The 16922-nt window shown below is 74.1% G+C and carries 16 protein-coding genes; 7 read left to right on the forward strand and 9 right to left on the reverse strand.

Translation table 11 applies throughout. The features are described 5' to 3' along the window. Positions 1-1044: DUF1702 family protein (locus ACFQLX_RS22760; protein WP_386417987.1), on the reverse strand; the 1044-nt coding region annotated here is incomplete at its 3' end. Positions 1045-1365: 321 nt separating this feature from the next. Between ACFQLX_RS22760 and tatA the strand changes: the two genes are divergently transcribed. From tatA to ACFQLX_RS22775, 3 genes are all read left to right on the forward strand, one after another. Further along, entirely contained in the window at positions 1366-1626 is a 261-nt protein-coding gene (gene tatA / locus ACFQLX_RS22765; protein WP_386417989.1) for a Sec-independent protein translocase subunit TatA, read from the forward strand. Between the two features lie 372 nt (positions 1627-1998). Beyond that, positions 1999-2304, forward strand: coding sequence for a hypothetical protein (locus ACFQLX_RS22770; RefSeq protein ID WP_386417991.1), 306 nt, complete (start codon positions 1999-2001; stop codon positions 2302-2304). A 196-nt stretch (positions 2305-2500) separates the two neighbouring features. Further along, positions 2501-3583: a glycoside hydrolase family 26 protein gene (locus ACFQLX_RS22775; protein ID WP_386417992.1), complete on the forward strand. Its 1083-nt coding sequence runs from the start codon at positions 2501-2503 to the stop codon at positions 3581-3583. On the opposite strand, the gene ACFQLX_RS22780 is transcribed toward ACFQLX_RS22775, so the two are convergent. Genes ACFQLX_RS22780 through ACFQLX_RS22805 form a run of 6 tightly spaced genes read right to left on the reverse strand, consistent with a single transcriptional unit; the run spans position 3580 to position 10451 of the window. Continuing rightward, positions 3580-4752: a GNAT family N-acetyltransferase gene (locus ACFQLX_RS22780; RefSeq protein WP_386417994.1), complete on the reverse strand. Its 1173-nt coding sequence runs from the start codon at positions 4750-4752 to the stop codon at positions 3580-3582. The genes ACFQLX_RS22775 and ACFQLX_RS22780 overlap by 4 nt on opposite strands. After that, positions 4752-5525, reverse strand: coding sequence for a YveK family protein (locus tag ACFQLX_RS22785; protein WP_386417995.1), 774 nt, complete (start codon positions 5523-5525; stop codon positions 4752-4754). Before ACFQLX_RS22785 ends, ACFQLX_RS22780 begins: the two co-directional genes overlap by 1 nt. Before the next feature lie 7 nt (positions 5526-5532). After that, positions 5533-6678 (reverse strand): glycosyltransferase, encoded by a 1146-nt coding sequence (locus ACFQLX_RS22790; RefSeq protein WP_386417996.1) that lies wholly within the window; start codon positions 6676-6678, stop codon positions 5533-5535. Next, positions 6675-7466, reverse strand: coding sequence for a polysaccharide deacetylase family protein (locus tag ACFQLX_RS22795; protein WP_386417998.1), 792 nt, complete (start codon positions 7464-7466; stop codon positions 6675-6677). The genes ACFQLX_RS22790 and ACFQLX_RS22795 overlap by 4 nt, the downstream gene beginning before the upstream one ends. Continuing rightward, complete coding sequence (murJ, locus tag ACFQLX_RS22800) at positions 7456-9156, reverse strand: murein biosynthesis integral membrane protein MurJ (RefSeq protein ID WP_386418000.1); 1701 nt, start codon at positions 9154-9156, stop codon at positions 7456-7458. Before murJ ends, ACFQLX_RS22795 begins: the two co-directional genes overlap by 11 nt. Further along, positions 9153-10451, reverse strand: a complete 1299-nt coding sequence (locus ACFQLX_RS22805; protein ID WP_386418041.1) for an O-antigen ligase family protein — start codon at positions 10449-10451, stop codon at positions 9153-9155. The genes murJ and ACFQLX_RS22805 overlap by 4 nt, the downstream gene beginning before the upstream one ends. 694 nt (positions 10452-11145) lie before the next feature. Between ACFQLX_RS22805 and ACFQLX_RS22810 the strand changes: the two genes are divergently transcribed. Then, a complete protein-coding gene (locus ACFQLX_RS22810) occupies positions 11146-11484 on the forward strand; it encodes a hypothetical protein (RefSeq protein WP_386418002.1) in 339 nt (112 codons plus the stop codon). 144 nt (positions 11485-11628) lie between these two features. Here the strand turns inward: ACFQLX_RS22810 and ACFQLX_RS22815 are convergent, their stop codons facing one another. Continuing rightward, positions 11629-12903, reverse strand: coding sequence for an SdrD B-like domain-containing protein (locus ACFQLX_RS22815; protein WP_386418003.1), 1275 nt, complete (start codon positions 12901-12903; stop codon positions 11629-11631). 484 nt (positions 12904-13387) lie between these two features. Between ACFQLX_RS22815 and ACFQLX_RS22820 the strand changes: the two genes are divergently transcribed. Further along, positions 13388-14281 (forward strand): hypothetical protein, encoded by an 894-nt coding sequence (locus ACFQLX_RS22820; protein ID WP_386418005.1) that lies wholly within the window; start codon positions 13388-13390, stop codon positions 14279-14281. 356 nt (positions 14282-14637) lie between these two features. On the opposite strand, the gene ACFQLX_RS22825 is transcribed toward ACFQLX_RS22820, so the two are convergent. Continuing rightward, positions 14638-15090, reverse strand: a complete 453-nt coding sequence (locus ACFQLX_RS22825; RefSeq protein WP_386418007.1) for a hypothetical protein — start codon at positions 15088-15090, stop codon at positions 14638-14640. A gap of 20 nt (positions 15091-15110) precedes the next feature. Between ACFQLX_RS22825 and ACFQLX_RS22830 the strand changes: the two genes are divergently transcribed. Together ACFQLX_RS22830 and ACFQLX_RS22835 are read left to right on the forward strand one after the other, a co-directional pair. After that, positions 15111-15815: a response regulator transcription factor gene (locus ACFQLX_RS22830; protein ID WP_386418009.1), complete on the forward strand. Its 705-nt coding sequence runs from the start codon at positions 15111-15113 to the stop codon at positions 15813-15815. Next, a complete protein-coding gene (locus tag ACFQLX_RS22835) occupies positions 15808-16914 on the forward strand; it encodes a sensor histidine kinase (protein ID WP_386418011.1) in 1107 nt (368 codons plus the stop codon). Before ACFQLX_RS22830 ends, ACFQLX_RS22835 begins: the two co-directional genes overlap by 8 nt. The last annotated feature ends 8 nt before the right edge of the window (positions 16915-16922 follow it).

A 16922-nucleotide genomic window follows, 5' to 3' on the forward strand; every position in this document is an offset into this window, starting at 1 on the left:
GGCGGTGGCGGGTACGCCGGCGTCGGCGTGCGCGGCGTACAGCCGGCGGATGCGGGCGCGCCACGCCTCGTACTGGCCGCGGCTGCCGGTCGGCGTGCCGATCGCGGCCAGCGCGGTGTCGGTCCAGGCGGCGGCCGTCTCGGGCGGGGCGCCGGTGAGCGCCTCGGCCGCGGTGCGGCAGTGCTCCGGCAGCGCGGTGCGCGCGCGCAGCCGCGCCGCGCAGGCGAAGGCGGCGCCCTGGGCGAGGTGTTCGCCGTAGCCGCGCGCGCTCTCGCGCAGGGTGCGCAGTTCGGTGACGTCGGCGCCGCCCGCGTAGACGGCGGCCAGTCCGATGCCGCTCCACAGGTCGGCGCGGCGCCGGTTGGGGAACTCCGCGACGCGCAGGGCGAGGGCCTGGGGGTCGGCGCACTCGTGGAACCACAGCGAGCGTCCCAGCCCCTGGTCGCGCAGGGCGAGCAGGCCGGGGGTGAGGCGGCGTTCGTAGCCCTGCGCGGCGACGGCCCGGTCGGAGTCGAAGAAGCCCTGGTGGAAGCCGAAGCCGTCCCAGGCCAGCCAGCGCAGCAGCGGGTCGCCGGCGCTGACGCCCTGCCAGGGGCGCAGCCGCAGCCGGGCGAAGGCCCAGCCGGCGCCGACGTGGACCAGGTGGGGGTAGTCGGCGCCCGGACCCGCCAGCAGGGCGCGCAGCCGGCGCCCGCGCGAGAGGGTCAGCAGGTCCAGCAGCGTGTACGCCATCCCGGCGCCCTCGAAGGCGAACCCCCGGAAGGCCGCCGGGATCCCCTCCAGCGCGCCGCCCAGCGCGTCGGCGTCACGGACGGCGGCGGCGTGGTTGAAGCCCTCCAGGAAGGCGCGCCCGGAGTCCTCCAGCCGCCGGCGGGCGGGGCCCGGGCGCAGGCGGAAGCGCCGCACTCCGAAGTCCACCTGGTCCAGGTCCTGGCGCAGCAACCGCCCGGGCAGCGCGGCGAACACCGCCGGCCACGCCGGACCCTGCGGCCGCGCCGTCCTCCCCGAGACGGTTGACTGCGCCGGCGTGGACGATGCTGGCATGAACGGCATCGGCACTTCCCCTCCTGCTGGTCCTGCTGGTTCATCCGCTGCGAGTATTAGCGTCGGGGCAATCGGGCGATGCCTTGATACGCCGTAAGGGTGCACTAGGGGACCACTTGCGACAAAAGGGTGAATCCCCGGGAGGTGCGCGGTGATTAACGGACACCGACTGGCTAAAGGGCGACGATGACAGCGCCGAGCGTGTCGTAGCCGGCTTACCGGGACCGGGAATTGGAGTCGGCCTCAGCGCCGACTCCGACCACTCGGAAAACAGCCCGTCCACACCAGCCGAAGAAGCCACACCCGCCAAAGAAGGTAGCCATGCTGGAAAACCGTCTGCTTGAGGTCATCATCATCGCCCTGGTCGTCATGGTCCTGTTCGGGGCGAAACGGCTCCCGGACACGGCGCGTTCGCTGGGCAAGTCGCTGCGCATCCTGAAGGCCGAGACCCGCGCCGGCCGCGAGGAGGCCGCACAGCAGGGCACCCCCGCCGCGCCGGCGGAGCAGCCCGTACTGCTCAAGGCGGAGGCCACCGTGCACAGCGCGCGGCCCGCCGCCACGGAGGCACCCGAGCGGGTGTGAGCACCGTGCCGCGCACACCGGTGCGCGCAACTCCCCAGGGCCCCGCGGCAGTTGCCGCGGGGCCCTGAGCGCGCACAGGCGCCCGCCGCGGCCACGGGCCCCACGCCGCCGTCGCGGCGAATACCGCCCGGCGGCGCCGGGGCGCGTAACGTTCATTTCGCCGCGGCCGACCGAAAGGCCGCGGCGTGCAATTCCGCAGCGAAGACCGCTGCCGCCCCTCGGTATTCACCGCGGCATCGGTCGGTTTACGCCACACGACGCAGAAACATTCCGCCGTCCGGATGACCCTGGGCGGGGCTTCGTTGCGTCGCGCAATTCAACGGGGCAGCGTGATCGCGTCGCGGTCAGCGCGAACCTGCCGAAAGGACAACAATGTCGCATCGCTCTAAGAAGTCGGCCCGCGCCCGAGTCGCAGCGGTCATCGCCGCTCCGGTGCTCTGCCTCGGATTCATGGCGCCGCAGGCTGCCGCTGCCGCGGCGGCTCCCGCCCAGGTCCCCTCCCCCACGTCGCTGTGCGGCCCCCACCCCACCTACGGGGGCTTCTTCTGTGACCTCAACGACATCGCCGGACTCGTCTCGGGTGTCCTGACCACGGCGCTGAAGCTCACCTGCCTCAACGAGCAGACGAACTTCATCATCTGCCGCGTCAACACGGACAACACCCCCTTCTCGGGCTGACGTCCGCGGGGCCCTGCGCCCCGTCAGCCGCCGGGGGCGGCGCGCGATCCGCGGGAGACCGCGGGTGGTGCGTCGCCCCCGGCGGCTTCGCGTGTGCCCCGCGCGCCGGGGATCGCGCCGCGCACGCTCGGCTCTGTGGGTGATAAAGCAGCACACGGCACCCCTGGACCCGCACGGGTCTTCTATACCGTTTCATATGAAAATCCATGGAAAGCCAGCGCGTTCCCATCCCCGCCGCCGCTCCATAGCCCGCCGGGCGGCCCTCTTCCTGGGCTGCGCGGGCCTGTCCGTCGCCCTGGCCGGCGGCCCCTCCCTCGCCGTCGACCCCGACTCGCCCCCCGCCCGCAGCACCGCCGCCGCACCCGGATCCCTGCCCGAGGGCTCCGACTTCGGCGCGTACCTCCACTACGGGCCGCCCGGCCTGGAGCGGATGACGCAGTTCAGCCAGTGGCTGGGCATCCCCGAGATGCGCGTGGCGCACACCTATCTGCCGGGCGACCTGTGGAGCAACATCGAGGGGCTGCCCGGCTTCCTGGAGCCGTGGGCGCGGTGGAAGCGCGCGCAGCCGGGCCGGCTCTTCGTCCTCAACGTGCCGATGATGGCCCGCAACGAGGAGAAGCTCTCCGACGACGAGGTCCGCCGGCAGCTGCGGTACGCCGCCGCGGGCCGCTTCGACGTCCACTTCCGCCGGCTGGCCGAGCGGCTGGTGGAGCTGGGCATCCCCGACACCGTGCTGGTACCCGGCTGGGAGATGAACGGCCAGACCTACAGCCACCGTTGCGCCCCCGACCCGCAGCGCTGGAAGACCTACTGGCGGCGCATGGTGCACACCATGCGCGCCGTGCCGGGGCAGCGCCTGCGCTTCGACTTCACGCCCAACCGGGGGCTCGACGCGATCCCGTGGACGCAGTGCTACCCCGGCGACGACGTGGTGGACATCCTGGGCATGGACACCTACGACCAGCCGCAGGGCATCACCTTCGACGAGCAGGTCAGCGAGCCCTACGGGCTGCGCCACCACGTGGAGTTCGCCCGGGCGCACGGCAAGCCCTTCTCGTACCCCGAGTGGGGGCTCTTCCGCAACGGCGACAACATGGCGTACGTACTGCGGATGCTGGCGTGGATCGACGAGCAGCGCCCGCTCTACCACACGCTGACGGACTACTGCCCGCACGGCCTGTGGCAGTGCACGAGCCACCCGAGGTCCGCGGCGCTGTTCCGGGTGTGGATGAACCAGGGCGGCGACGCGGCCCCCAGCGGCCCCGCGCTCCGGCCCTAACCGGCGTCCGCGCGGCGGTGGTTCTCGTTGGCCTGGGGGGCACGGGCCTGGGCGCGGCGGCGCAGGAGGGCCTTGGCGCGGCTGCGGGCCGCCGCCTCGGCCAGGGCGGCGGCGAGGAGGGGGGCGGTGCGGCGGCGGGCCAGCAGCAGGCGTTCGTTGACCACCGTCTCGGGGCGCCAGCGGTACTTGTACGGCTCGTCGCCGCGCAGCAGGCTCAGGGCGGCGCTGTGTCCGCCGGCGGCCTGCTCGGCGGCGGCCTGCAGCACCATCGTCGCCACGTCGGCCTTGCGTTCGCGCAGGCGCGGGTGGACGCCGTAGAGGTAGACGCCGGCCAGGCGCGGGGAGAGCAGGGTGAGGTCGACGGCGACCGTCTCGCCCTCCAGGCGGTACTCGCGTACCAGCGCCTCGCCCGTGCGGGCCATCGGCACCACCGAGCGCACCAGGTGCTCGGCGAAGCGCGGGCGCACGTGCTCGGGGGAGACGCCGCGGCCCTCCCACTGCAGCCGGTGCAGCTCCAGCATCCGGCGCAGGGAGTCCGCGGTCTCCTCGGGGGCGACGGCCTGCCAGGAGATGCCCAACTTGCCGATCTTGTTGAGCTTGTTGCGGACGCGCTGGGCGCGGTTGGCGGGCAGGCGGGCCATCAGGTCGCCCATCGGGGCGGGGGGCAGCTCCAGGCAGGCGGAGTCGGGCAGCCTGCGCCGCGGGCCGCGCCAGCGGCGGTAGACCTCCTCCACCGCGCTGCCGGGGCGCACCTCGCCGAAGTCGACCAGCGCGGTGCGGGCCGCGTCGCCCAGGGCGCGGGCGAGGGCGGTGGCCGCCTCCTCGACGGCCTCCTCGTGCAGCAGGACGTCGTTGAAGTCCGTGATGCCGCCGCCCAGCGGCACCAGCGCGGGCAGCGGCGCGGTGGTGCGCATCATGGGGGCGGCGGCCAGCAGGTCGCCGCCCCGCCGTACCAGGAACAGCCGCAGCCGGCCCGGGCGGCCGTAGGAGAGCCACCAGGAGTGCAGCCAGGCGTGGCTCTGGAACGGCGTCGCCCGGCGGCCGGCGTCCTGCAGCCGCCGCCAGGCCGGTCCCAGGTCGGCGAAGGCGCGCTCGTCGGAGCACACCTCCACCGTCAACGTGCCTGTCCCCCGGGCCCGTGGGGCGCGGCGGCTGTCGGGTGCGTGCATCAGCCCTGCTCTCGTACCTTCACGACCTTCGCCTGCGCGGCGGCCTTCGCCGCCGCGCTCTCGCTGGCGGTGGCCGAGCGCACCCGCGTGCCCGCGCCGACGCTCGCCGCGTCCTCCATCGCCGGGGAGGGCAGCGCGGTGCCGGTGGGCTCCTCCAGCTCGCCGTCGTCGCCCTCGCGGCGGGGGCGTACCAGCAGTGCCAGGCCGCCCAGCAGGCCGCCCGCGCTGCCGCCGACCAGCGCGGTCAGCGCCGGGGAGGCGGAGGAGGGCGCGACGGGCTCCAGGGCGCGGGAGAAGCCGACCAGCTTGATGCCGGTCTTCTCCGCCGAGGTGTTGGCGTGCTTGGTCAGCGCCTCGGAGACCGCCACGGCCATGGAGCGGGCCTGGTCGGGGCGGGTGGAGGTGGCGGAGATGGCGACCATCGGGGCGTCGGGCGAGGTGGACGCCTGGACGCTCTCCCGGAGGGTGGCCACGGGGACGTCGGCCCACATCTGCGCGTCCCAGAAGACGGCGAGCTGGGTGGCGACGCGGCCGTACGCCTGGGCGAAGCCGATCGCGGCGCTGGGGTCGGGGGCGCCCTTGGTGGGGACGGCGATGACGTAGCTGGTGGCGGTGTACTCGGGGGCCTTGACCAGCCCGTACACCCCGCCGATCGCGGCACCGGCGACCGCGGCGGCGGGCACGAGCCAGGCGGCCGAGCGGCGCCAGGGGGCGGGGAGCTTGTTCAGGGCGGTCAGCGGGCGGCGGGTGTGCCGGGCGTGCTTGTGGGTCATGGCGGGGTCACTCACTTCCGGTCTGGGTCCTGTCGGGAACGCTCGCGGCGGCGTAGACGTCCATCAGGCGCTCGGCGCAGTGCTCGATGCCGTAGTGCGCCACGGCCTCGGGGGTGGTGCGGTCGCCCGGGCCGGCCGCGTACAGCCGGCGCAGCTCGAGCGCGTACTCCTGGGCGCCGCCCTCGATCCGCCGGGCCGTGGGTACGGAGCCGGGTGGCAGGTCGGTGAGGGCGGGGGCGGTGGTGTAGAGGACGGGCAGGCCGGCGGCGAGGCCCTCCAGCACCGCCAGGCCGAAGGTCTCCGCGGTGGCCGGGGCGGCCAGCACGTCCATCGCCGCGAGGAGGGAGGGGACGCCGGGGGCCGGGTCCGCGGCGGGGTCGTCGGCGTAGGAGCGGGTGCCGGCGAACACCACCCGCTCCTCGACGCCCAGTGCCCGCGCCAGGCCGCGCAGCACCGCCTCCTGCTCGCCGCCGCCGACTACCAGCAGCCGTACGGGGGCGGGGAGTTGGGCCAGGGCCTGGATGAGGACCTCGAAGCGCTTGGTAGGCACCAGGCGGCCCACCGCGCCGACGACGAAGGCGTCCTCGGGCAGCGCGTAGTACGAGCGGGCCTCCTTGCGGCGGATCTCGTCGTAGGCGAAGCGGTCGATGTCGATGCCGTTGGGGACGGTGTGGATGCGCCCGGCCGGCACCCCCCAGCCGCGCAGCAGCTGCGCGACGGTGGGCGAGACGGCGACGGTGGCGCGGCCCAGGCGCTCGGTGGCGGTGTACAGGCCGCGGATGCCGGCGTTGAGCTCGCGGCCCTCCAGGGTGGTCTCGCACAGGGAGTGCTCGGTGGCCACGATCGCGCGCACCCCGGCCAGGCGGGCGGCGATGCGGCCGTAGAGGCAGGCGCGGTAGAGGTGGGTGTGGACGAGGTCGTAGCCGCCGGAGCGGATCAGCCGCGTCAGGCGGCCCAGCGCGCTCAGGTCGCGGTTGTGGCGCATCCCGATGTGCGCCACCCGCACCCCGTCGGCGCGCAGGGCGTCGGCGACGGGGCCGAGCGCCGCCAGGGCGGCGACGTCGCTGTCGACGGGCAGGTGGCGTACCAGGAGGCGCAGTTGCTGCTCGGCGCCGCCGACGCCCAGTGCGGTGATGACGTGCAGGACCTTCACGCGGGGCTCACCGCCCGTCCCCACACGCGCGCCAGGCGGCGCTTGAGCTCCAGGCGCAGCGCCGAGTCGTGCTGGCCGATGTGGATGCGCGGCAGGGCCAGGTCGCCGACGAAGCCGGGGTCGGGGGCGATGGCGCAGGCGTAGCGGTAGCCGGCCCGCTCCACGGCCGCCTTGACCCGCTCGTCGACCTTGCCGTACGGGTAGCAGAAGCCCTGCACCGGCACCCCGGTGATCTGCGCCAGGACGTCGCGGCTGCGCTGCACCTCCTCGCCCAGCTCCGGGTCGGGCAGGCTGGCGAGGTCGGCGTGGGTGAGTCCGTGCGAGGCGATCTCCACTCCCTCGTCGGCCAGTTGGCGGATGCTCGCCGCGTCCAGCAGCCGCTTGACCGGGCCGGTGTGCTCCCAGTCGTTCTCGCCGCCCAGGCGGCCCGAGAGCAGGAAGACGGTGGCGTTGCAGTCGTAGCGGCGCAGCACCGGCAGCGCGGCGGTGACGAAGTCGCTGTAGCCGTCGTCGAAGGTCAGTCCGATCAGTCCGCGCTCCTCGCCGCGGGCGCGGGCGTCGAGCAGCTCGGCGACGCTCACCCCGCGCAGGCCGCGCCGGCGCAGCCAGTCGAGCTGGCGGCCGAAGCGCTCGGGCGTGACGGTGATGTCGTAGGGGTCGTCCGGGCACGCGGAGACGGAGTGGTACATCGCCACCCAGGCGGCGGGTCCGCGCCCGCCGTGTCTTCGCGAGGGCGCCACGCGACCGGGATCCGTCGTGTTCGGCGATGCGGAGGCGTCAACGGCCATGGCGGGGCTTTCCTGTCAGGGAGCGGCGGACGGGGAGGAGGGCGGCGTGCGCGAGGGACCGGGCGCCTGCCGCGTCGAGGAGCAGGGCCAGCAGCGTGAAGGCGGCGGTGGCGACCGCGCCGCCGGCCGCGAGGGCCGCCGGAGGCGAGGAGAGGGATGCCGCGCAGACGTAGCCGGCGCCGCAGGCGCCGACGGCCGCGAGCAGCGGTTTGGCGATCCCGGCGGCGATGCGGCGTACGGAGACGGGCACGGTGTGCGAGCCCAGGCCGTGCAGTAGGAGCAGCGCGGTCAGGGTGATCCCGGCGGCGTTGGCGCCGGCGATGCCGGGCGCGCCGTAGGGGACGACCGCCCAGGCGGCGAGGCCGGCGGTGGCGGCCATGCCGGCGGCGGTGACGACGGTGGGGAACCAGGCGGCGCGGCCGGTGGAGAAGTAGATCCGCACCAGTGCGCCGACCAGGGTGTGGCCGAGGATGCCCAGGGTGTAGACCCGCATCACCGAGGCGGTCGCGGCGGTGTCGGCGGCGGTGAACGCGCCGCGCTGGAAGAGGAGTTGGATGATCTGCGGGGCGCAGGCCACGATCACGGCGGCGCCGACCAGGACCAGGGAGGCGATGAGCACCAGGTCGCGTTCGATGCGGTGGCGGGCGCGGTGCAGGTCGCCCTGGGCGATGGCCTGGGCCAGCACGGGGAAGGTGACGACGCTCAGCATCAGCGCCAGCAGCATCGGCACCTGGGCGACCTTCTGCGCGTAGTTCAGGTGCGAGATGGCCCCGGCGGGCAGGCCCGCGCCGAAGAAGCGCTCGATGAGGACCTGCGCCTGGCGGAAGAGCGCGCACAGCAGCACGGTGGTGATCAGCGCGGCCCCCAGCGGCACGGCGCCGCTCGCCTGCGTGGGCGCGTACTCCTGCTGCCCGCGGGTGAGGCGGCGCCACAGCGCGGGCGCCTGGACGGCGACCATCAGGTAGCCGCCGATGCCCACGCCCAGCGCGGCGGAGCGTACGCCCCAGTCGTCGGCGAAGGCGAGCATGGCGGTGATGATGGCGACGTTGAGGGCGACGGAGACGGCGGCGGGGGCGAGGTAGGAGCGGTGGGCGCGCAGCGCGGCCGAGCAGTAGCCGGCGACGCCGAAGGTGAGCACGCTGCTCGCCGTCAGCCGGGTGCAGTCCACCGCGAGGGAGGGGTCGGGCAGTCCGGGGGCCAGCAGGGGTACGAGCAGGGGGGCGCCGGCGACGACCAGCGCGCACACCGCGGCCAGTGCCAGGCACAGCCGGGGCAGGGTGGCGGTGATCAGGGCGCGTACGGGATCGGGGACGGCGCCCTCGGCGCGGCGGGCCAGCGCGATGCTGAAGGCGGGCACCAGTGCGAAGGCCATGCCGCCCTCGATGAGCAGCGTGGCGGCCATCTCCGGGACGGTCCAGGCCACCAGGAAGGCGTCGGTGTCGCTGCTGGCGCCGAAGAAGTGCGCGAGGGCCTGGTCGCGGCCCAGGCCCAGGACGGAGCCGGCGGCCATCAGGGCGGAGGACAGCAGGGTGGCCTTGGCGAGGAAGCGCCGGGAGGCCGTGCTGTCCGTACCCGGTGCGGTGTCCTTCCCCGCGCCCCGGCGCGCCGCGTGCCGGCCCCGGCGCAGCGGCGCGGTGTCCTGGGCCGCGTCCTGGGCCGCGTCCTGGGGTGCGGAGGGCAGCGGGCTCACCGCGGCGCCTCGCTCACCCGGGGGGCGCCGGTGGGCGCGGCGGCCGGGGACAGCGCCCACCAGGCCGCCAGGCCGAAGCCCAGTGCGGTCAGGGTGGTGGAGGCGCCGCCGATGTCGGCGTAGCCGAAGTCGAGGATCTGCCAGACCAGCAGCCCGCAGGCGGCCAGGGCGCAGTCGCGCCCGGCGCCGCGGTGGGCGTGCAGTCGGCGCAGCGCGCCCACCAGCAGGGCCAGCCAGCTGCCGGCCATCGTCACCAGGCCCAGCAGTCCCTGCTCGCTGAGGATGAGGAGGTACATGTTGTGCGGGGAGAGCAGGGGCTGGCGGTAGTAGGCGCGCCCGGCGCCCTCGGTGTCGCTGGCGGAGTCCAGGGCGAGGGGGGCGTGGCCGTCGCGGTGGGCGGGGAAGTCGCGCAACCCCACGCCCACGACCGGGTGTTCGGCCCACATCGCGCGCGCGGCGCTCCACAGCGCGTAGCGGTCCATCACCGACTGGTCGGGGGCGGCGGAGACCTGGGTGATGGAGTCGATGCGCTCCTGCATCATCGCCGTACCGAAGCCCAGGCCGCCGACGAGCACCACCAGGGCCGCGACGACGGTCACCAGAACCGTGGCGGCGCGCCGCAGTCCGCCCAGCAGCAGCAGCGCCAGGCAGGCCGCCGTTGTGGCGATCCACGAGCCGCGGCTGAAGGACATCCCCAGCGGGGCGAGTAGCGCCAGCGCGCAGCCCGTCGCGATCAGGCGGGGGGTGCGTTCGCGCGTGCCCAGGGCGAGGGCGGCGGCGGTGACCAGCCCGTAGGAGACGACGGCCGACATGCCCATCACGTCGGTGGGGCCGAAGGTGCCCACCGCCCGGATGTACTCGCCCTGGTAGGAGGCGCCGGTGGCGGTGAGGTACTGGTGCACCCCCACCCCGCCCTCCCACAGCGCGAGCGCCACCATCGCCCAGGCGACCAGCCGCGCGTCGCGGCGGTCGCGCAGCAGCAGCACCATCGCGGCCGGTACGAGGACGAAGACCTGCAGGTAGCGGCCCATCCCGGTGAGCCCCTCGGCGGCGGTGGGCGCCCCCGCCACGGCGACGGCGATCCCGATCACCGGCGCGCCCAGCACGATCGCGGCGCTGCGGGTCAGGGGCCGGCTCGCGCGGCGTACCGCGCTGACGACGGCGCAGCCCACCAGCAGCGCGCAGGCGGCGTCGGCGGGGGTGGCGCTGCTGGCGGGCATCCCGGGCAGGCCGATCAGCACCAGCACCAGCAGGACCGGCAGTACGGGGGCCCAGCGCCGCAGCAGTCGCGGCAGCGGACGGGCGCGGGGGGCGCGGGCGGCGACGTCGCTGCGGGCCGTACGGGCGGCGGGGACGGCGGGGGCCGGGTAGGCGGCGGTCACCGGTGCTCAACTCCCCCGGCGTACGGCAGCCTCGCGGTCGCGCGGCGCGCAGCGGTGGCAGGGAAAGTGCGCATGGGGGGCGTTGCCCTTTCGGTGGAGAGAGGCGGAACCAGCGGCCGGCGGCAACGGGAAGTGAGCACCACGCTTTCGATAGGAACTCGCCACGCCTGCTCGGTCACGTACCGGGGCACGGTTTTATCCGCCGGATTCAGAAGATGAAGGACACCCCCTGACCGCGCCTTTCCTTATTTATCTGAGAACCCGCCGGATGTGGCGAACCCACACGGTCGCCGCAGCCGGGGCCGTCCACGCGCGACCCGTATGGACGCGGCCGTCCGGGGTGCGGGGGGTGGTTGCGGAGCTGCGGGGTTGACGTGCGCGGGGCGGTGTCGGCCTGGCGCGGCCCGGACACGGCGGGAGTCCCGGGGTGCGCGGGGGCGCTGCCACACTCGTACGACCTGTGCAACAGATCTGTTCGTATGAGTTCCGGGATCGGAGTTTCCAAGCCGGGGGCCTGTCGTTAGCCACGGCGAAGTGAGACCTGGCAGGTAATGCCGGGACGTAATTCCCCTCCGGCAATCGCGCATTGCCCACGAAAGGAACCCCCATGAAGCAGCTGAAGGTTGCCGCCGTCGTCGTCGCGTCCCTCGCCTTCGCCGGTGCCGCCTCGCCCGCTTTCGCCGCGCCGGCCCCCGCGGCCGACCTCCCCGTGCTGGGCGAGCTGGACCTCCTCAGCAGCATCACCGGCCTCACCGGCGCGGGCCCCGTCTCGGGCCTGACCGGGCTGACCGACCTGACCGACATCGCGGGCCCGGTCACCAAGCCGGCGCTCCCCACCACGCAGGTCCTCGGCACGGGCAACCTGCCCGCGCTGCCCGCCGTGGGCCAGGCGCTTCCCCAGGCCCTCCCCCAGGCGCTGCCGCACACGCTGCCGCTGCCCAAGTGAGCCACCGTCCCTCCCGGCCCCCGAGCCCGGGAGGCGACACCTGGGGACGTCCCGCTTGATCTGCGCGAACGGGCCGCACACCGTGACTTCCGGTGTGCGGCCCGTTCGCGTACTCAAGGAGGCGTCAGCCCCCGCAGGGAGGTGTCAGCACTTCTTGCCCTTGCAGGCGTCCCCCCGCATGTTGGTGATCCTCACGACCTTCCCGTCGCCCTCGCAGGCGTTGTCACGGTTGAGCACGTAGGGCCCCGTCACCGGGTGCTTCGGCAGGACGAAGCCGTCGGGGACGTCCATCTCCACCAGGTAGTACGAGCCCGCCTTCAGGCCCTTGAAGACGCACTTGCCCTTCATGTCGGTCACGCAGTCGCGGACGAAGGTGTCCTTGTTCGGGCCCTTGCGCTGCAGGCCGGGCAGCCCGTTGCCCTCCTTCCACGCCTGGAAGACCACGCCGGGCAGCGCCTTGCCGAGCTTCTTGTCGGTCTTCAGCAGCGTCAGGCGCAGCGACTCCACCAGACCCGCGTCCTGGGTGAGGTCCTTGCGCTTGCCGGGGCCGAGGGTGACGACCGGGCCGCAGCCGGACAGCGGGGAGACGACGGAGTCGTTTCCGCTGCCGCCCGCGTCGCGCTTGGTGAACTGCATGCCCTTGGGCTTGGTGAAGCAGACGCGGTACTTGCCGTCGCGCAGGCCGTTGAAGAGGTAGTAGCCCGCCTCGTTGGTGGTCGCCGAGCCCAGCAGCTTGCCGTTCACGGCGTTGTAGAGCCTGACCTTGACGCCGGGCACGCCGCCCTCGCCCGCGTTCTGCCTGCCGTTGCCGTTGGTGTCGAACCAGACGCGGTCACCCAGGGCGTTGAGCGGCACCAGGCCGGCGTCCAGGGTGAGGTTGTCGCAGTTCTGGATCTCCACCGCGTGCGAGCAGCCGTCCGCGGACACGGAGGAGTTGCCGCCCAGGGGGCCGACGCGCTTCTTGGTCCAGTTGTAGCCCTCGGGCCTGCTGAAGCAGACCTTGTAGGTGCCGTCCTCGAACTTCTCGAACGCGTACGCGCCGGCGTCGTCGGTCGTGGTGCTCTGGACCACCGCGCCGCTGCCCACGTTGACGAGGTTGGCGGTGATCCCCGGCGCGGCCTTCTCGCCGGGGCCCTGCTTGCCGTCGCCGTTGCTGTCGTACCAGACGTACTTGCCGATCTTGTTGGGCACGTTGGTACGGGCCGGCGCGGCCACAGTCATGGCGCTCGCGGCGGCGCTCGCCTTGGCGGGTGCGGCAGCCGGGGCGCCGCCGTGGGCGAACGCCTGCCCGGTGAGCGATCCCGCCGTCACCAGCGCCAGCGTGAGACCGCCCAGCCCGACGGCCTTGCGGCCCCGCAGCAGCGAGGCCGTCTTCGTGTCCCGGTACACCGTGTCGGTGCCTGGTTGAGCTCTGAACACTCTCTTCCTCGTCTCATGAGCGACCCCCCTGCGACCCTCGTATAGGAACATACAAATCAGTGTGATTCATTCGTTAATACGACTTATCGCGTGACGAGCTGACGTCCAGCCAGGTCCACCCGCCGAACCACCCCCCACGACACACCGGCACAACCGGTGCGGGTACGCCGCGCCGACCCGAACGGGCGTACGCCCTCGGGCTGTTCGCCGGGCTCTCCAGGCCGACGGCGATTCACCTGTTCGGCCTCACGCCCAGCTGGCCTAGCCGACGGAAACGTTCAGGTGAGGCTCCGGCATGTCGCCTGCGCATGCCCGCCGATCCGGCGGTGGGGCACTCAGGATCCCTCGCGGAGGCAGACGCCTGCGCCCGCCGCCGCGAGGGACGGTCCTGCGACGACCACACCGCCCTCCTGTTCGAGACAGACGTCCCGGACGGGGGCGCCCCGCGAGACGGCATCCGGAGACGGCTTCGAAGACGGAAGGCATGACGATGACTCATGTGTCCAGCCCGGCCAACCCGACGACGAACGGTGCGCGGCGCCGCCGCGCCGCGAGGTGGTGCGGCGCGGCGGCCACGGCCGGCGCGCTGGCCCTGAGCGCGAGCCCGGCCGCCGCGGCCGACGCACCGCCCGTCTTGTGGGGCGAGCCCGTCGTGCAGTCCGCGGAGTCGCTGCCCTTCATCGCGCGCAGCTCCTCCGGCGAGGTCTGGTTCGGCCTCAAGGGCAGCCAGGAGGCGCCCACCCACGTCCACAAGCTCGTCATGCGCGTCTACACCCCCGAGCACACGCGGCTGGTGGAGAACTCGCTCACCCCCGTGGGCGACGCCCCCGGCGGCTGGAGCTGCACCGGCGCGCTGGGCTCGGTGCCGATGGAGAGCGGCGGCGACCGGATGGAGTGCACCACCGACTACCACGGGGCGCTCCCCGCCACGGGGCAGGAGTGGGGCTGGAAGATCAAGGTCGCCGTGCCCGAGGGCTGGCCGATGCCGCCCGAGTGGGAGCAGAGCACCAACGGCTGGGCCGCGATCCAGGCGCACGGCGCCGACGGCGCCGCGTGGTCGAAGTCGATCAGCATGGGGCTGCGCACCACGAAGGGGCCCGACACCCCCGACCCGCGGCCCGCGGCGGTCTGGCAGCCCAAGCCCGCGCCGGCCGCCCAGCCGGACGCGAAGCCGGCCGAACAGCCCGCAGTCCAGCCCGCGGCCCAGCCCGCCGAGCAGCCCGCCGCCCAGCCGGACGCGAAGCCGGCCGAGCAGCCCGCGGCGCAGCCCGCGCAGCAGCCGGCCGCGAACCCCGCGGCCGGGCTGGGCGACCTCGGCGGCCTGCTGGCCCCGCTGCTGGGCCTGCTCGGCGGTGGCGGCGGCAGCCTGCTCGGCTGACGGCGCCTGCCACCGGCAGCCCCCGCAGCCCGCGAAGGCACAGCACGCTTCCGCGTGATGCCCGCCGACCGGCGGGTCGGCGGCGGTCGCCCCCGGGTCCTCCTCCCCGGGCGGCCGGCAACAGCGGTGCGTCCCACCCCGGTTCACCCCGGGGCGGGGTGCGCCGCTGTTGTACGTCCGCGCCCGTACCGCGCTCAACGGTGCCTCGATCCCGGTGGAGCGCGGGACGCCGCGAAGCGGTCCGTACGCAAAAAAGAGGGGCGGGACGGAACGCCCAGTGCACCTGGTCGTTCCGTCCCGCCCCGAGTGCGGCCGCCGGGTCCCTTGTGCGACCCGGTGCGCCCGCGACCCGCCCGCTATGCCAGGCGACGTACGGCCCGCTGGGGCATGGACACCAGCTGGCCGTGGTACTCGCCGAACACGCACCGCAGGTCACCGGCGCGGTCGCTGCTGACGTAGCCCCAGCCCTGCTCACACTGCTCCAGCGTGATCGGGGCGGGAGCGGCTGCGGGCTCGGCCGCAGCTGCCACACCGGGTACGGCCAGGGCAAGAGCCGCCAGCGGCATCACAACGAAACCGAGGCGACGAGAAGCGCTGAGCGCCATGACATCTCCAGAAGCTAGGGGACATTCCGCCAGCGCGAGTATTGCCGCGCAGGCGAGGCCCAGCACATCAATACGGACAAATGACTCCAAACGACCATAAAGCTCACCCCAACGGAACAGCAGGGCGAGCGCGCGGGGGCGAAAGCCCCTTCCACCGGTGCGCGGGGAGTCGGGGGTGTCCGGCGATACACCGGCGATATGCACCGCCTCGTAGCATCGGGGACATGCGTGTGCTGATCGTCGAGGACGAGCCCCTTCTGGCGGAGGCCATCCGCGACGGGCTGCGTCTGGAGGCGATCGCGGCCGACATCGCCGGGGACGGCGACACCGCGCTGGAGCTGCTGGGCGTCAACGCCTACGACATCGCCGTCCTGGACCGGGACATCCCCGGGCCCTCCGGCGACGAGGTCGCCGGGAGCATCGTCGCCTCCGGCAGCGGCATGCCGATCCTCATGCTCACCGCGGCCGACCGGCTCGACGACAAGGCCACCGGGTTCGAGCTGGGCGCCGACGACTACCTCACCAAGCCCTTCGAACTCCAGGAGCTCGTGCTCAGGCTCCGGGCCCTCGACCGCCGCCGTGCGTACAGCAGACCGCCCGTGCGGGAGATCGCGGGGCTGCGGCTGGACCCGTTCCGCCGCGAGGTCCACCGCGACGGGCGCCATGTCGCGCTGACCAGGAAGCAGTTCGCCGTGCTGGAGGTCCTTATCGCCGCCGAGGGCGGGGTCGTCAGCGCCGAGGAGCTCCTGGAGCGGGCGTGGGACGAGCACGCCGACCCGTTCACCAACGCGGTGCGCATCACCGTCTCCGCCCTGCGCAAGCGGCTGGGCGAGCCCTGGGCCATCGCCACCGTGGCGGGCGTCGGCTACCGCATCGACACACCGCCGCAGGCCGGGCGGGCCGGACCGGGGGGAGACGCGCGTGGATAGGCCGCCCGGGCTGAGCATCCGCGCCAGGCTCACCCTCAGCTACGCCGGGTTCCTCATGCTGGCCGGCGTCCTGCTGCTCGCGGCGGTGTGGGTGTTCCTCCTGCGCTACGTCCCCGAGCGGGCGCTCCTCGTCAACTCCGACACCACCACCGGCGGCGTCTTCCCCGTCCGCTCCAACCTCCTGCGCGTGTTCGCGCCGCGGGCCGCCGCCGTACTGGCGTTCCTGCTGGTGCTCGGCCTCGTGGGCGGATGGCTGCTCGCCGGGCGGATGCTCGCCCCGCTGGCCCGTATCGCCGACGCCACCCGCCTGGCCTCGGCCGGATCGCTCTCCCACCGGATCCGGCTGGCGGGCCGCGGGGACGAGTTCCGCGAGCTCGCGGACTCCTTCGACGGCATGCTCGAGCGGCTTGAGGCGCACGTGGCCGAGCAGCGCAGGTTCGCGGCCAACGCCTCGCACGAGCTGCGCACCCCGCTGGCGGTCTCCAAGGCGCTCCTCGACGTGGCCCGCGCCGATCCCGACCCCGACGTCGGCGCACTCCTTGACCGCCTCCACGCCGTCAACACCCGGGCCGTCGACCTCACCGAGGCGCTGCTCCTGCTCAGCCGCGCCGACCAGCGGTCCTTCACCCCCGAGCGCGTCGACCTGTCCCTCCTGGCGGAGGAGGCCGCCGAAACGCTCCTGCCCCTGGCGGAGAGGCGCGGCGCCACCGTGGAGACCTGCGGCGGCCCCTCCCCCGCCCTGGGCTCCCCCGCGCTGCTGCTGCAGCTGACGGTGAACCTCGTGCACAACGCGATCGTGCACAACCTGCCCGAGCACGGCGCGGTACGGGTCCGTACCCAGGCCCGCCCCGACGGCGTGGCGCTCACCGTCGAGAACACCGGGGAGGACATCTCCCCCCGGCTGGCCGCGACCCTCACCGAGCCGTTCCAGCGCGGCACCGAGCGCCTGCACAGCGACCACGCGGGCGTCGGCCTCGGCCTGGCGATCGTCGAGACCATCACCCGGGCGCACGACGGGACGCTCACCCTCACCCCGCGCGCCGGCGGCGGGCTGCGCGTCACCGTCGAGCTGCCGCGCGATCCCGACGGGCGCCCCTGAGGCGCCAC

Source organism: Streptomyces polyrhachis, from assembly GCF_042663125.1.
GTDB lineage: Bacteria > Actinomycetota > Actinomycetes > Streptomycetales > Streptomycetaceae > Streptomyces > Streptomyces polyrhachii.

Bases quoted from the DNA above. Each gene is read 5' to 3' on its own strand.
- ACFQLX_RS22810 (WP_386418002.1), top strand. From the start codon at position 11,146: ATGAAGCAGCTGAAGGTTGCCGCCGTCGTCGTCGCGTCCCTCGCCTTC.
- ACFQLX_RS22770 (WP_386417991.1), top strand. From the start codon at position 1,999: ATGTCGCATCGCTCTAAGAAGTCGGCCCGCGCCCGAGTCGCAGCGGTC.
- ACFQLX_RS22785 (WP_386417995.1), bottom strand. From the start codon at position 5,525: ATGACCCACAAGCACGCCCGGCACACCCGCCGCCCGCTGACCGCCCTG.
- ACFQLX_RS22775 (WP_386417992.1), top strand. From the start codon at position 2,501: ATGAAAATCCATGGAAAGCCAGCGCGTTCCCATCCCCGCCGCCGCTCC.
- ACFQLX_RS22780 (WP_386417994.1), bottom strand. From the start codon at position 4,752: ATGCACGCACCCGACAGCCGCCGCGCCCCACGGGCCCGGGGGACAGGC.
- ACFQLX_RS22830 (WP_386418009.1), top strand. From the start codon at position 15,111: ATGCGTGTGCTGATCGTCGAGGACGAGCCCCTTCTGGCGGAGGCCATC.
- ACFQLX_RS22795 (WP_386417998.1), bottom strand. From the start codon at position 7,466: ATGGCCGTTGACGCCTCCGCATCGCCGAACACGACGGATCCCGGTCGC.
- ACFQLX_RS22820 (WP_386418005.1), top strand. From the start codon at position 13,388: ATGACGATGACTCATGTGTCCAGCCCGGCCAACCCGACGACGAACGGT.
- tatA (WP_386417989.1), top strand. From the start codon at position 1,366: ATGCTGGAAAACCGTCTGCTTGAGGTCATCATCATCGCCCTGGTCGTC.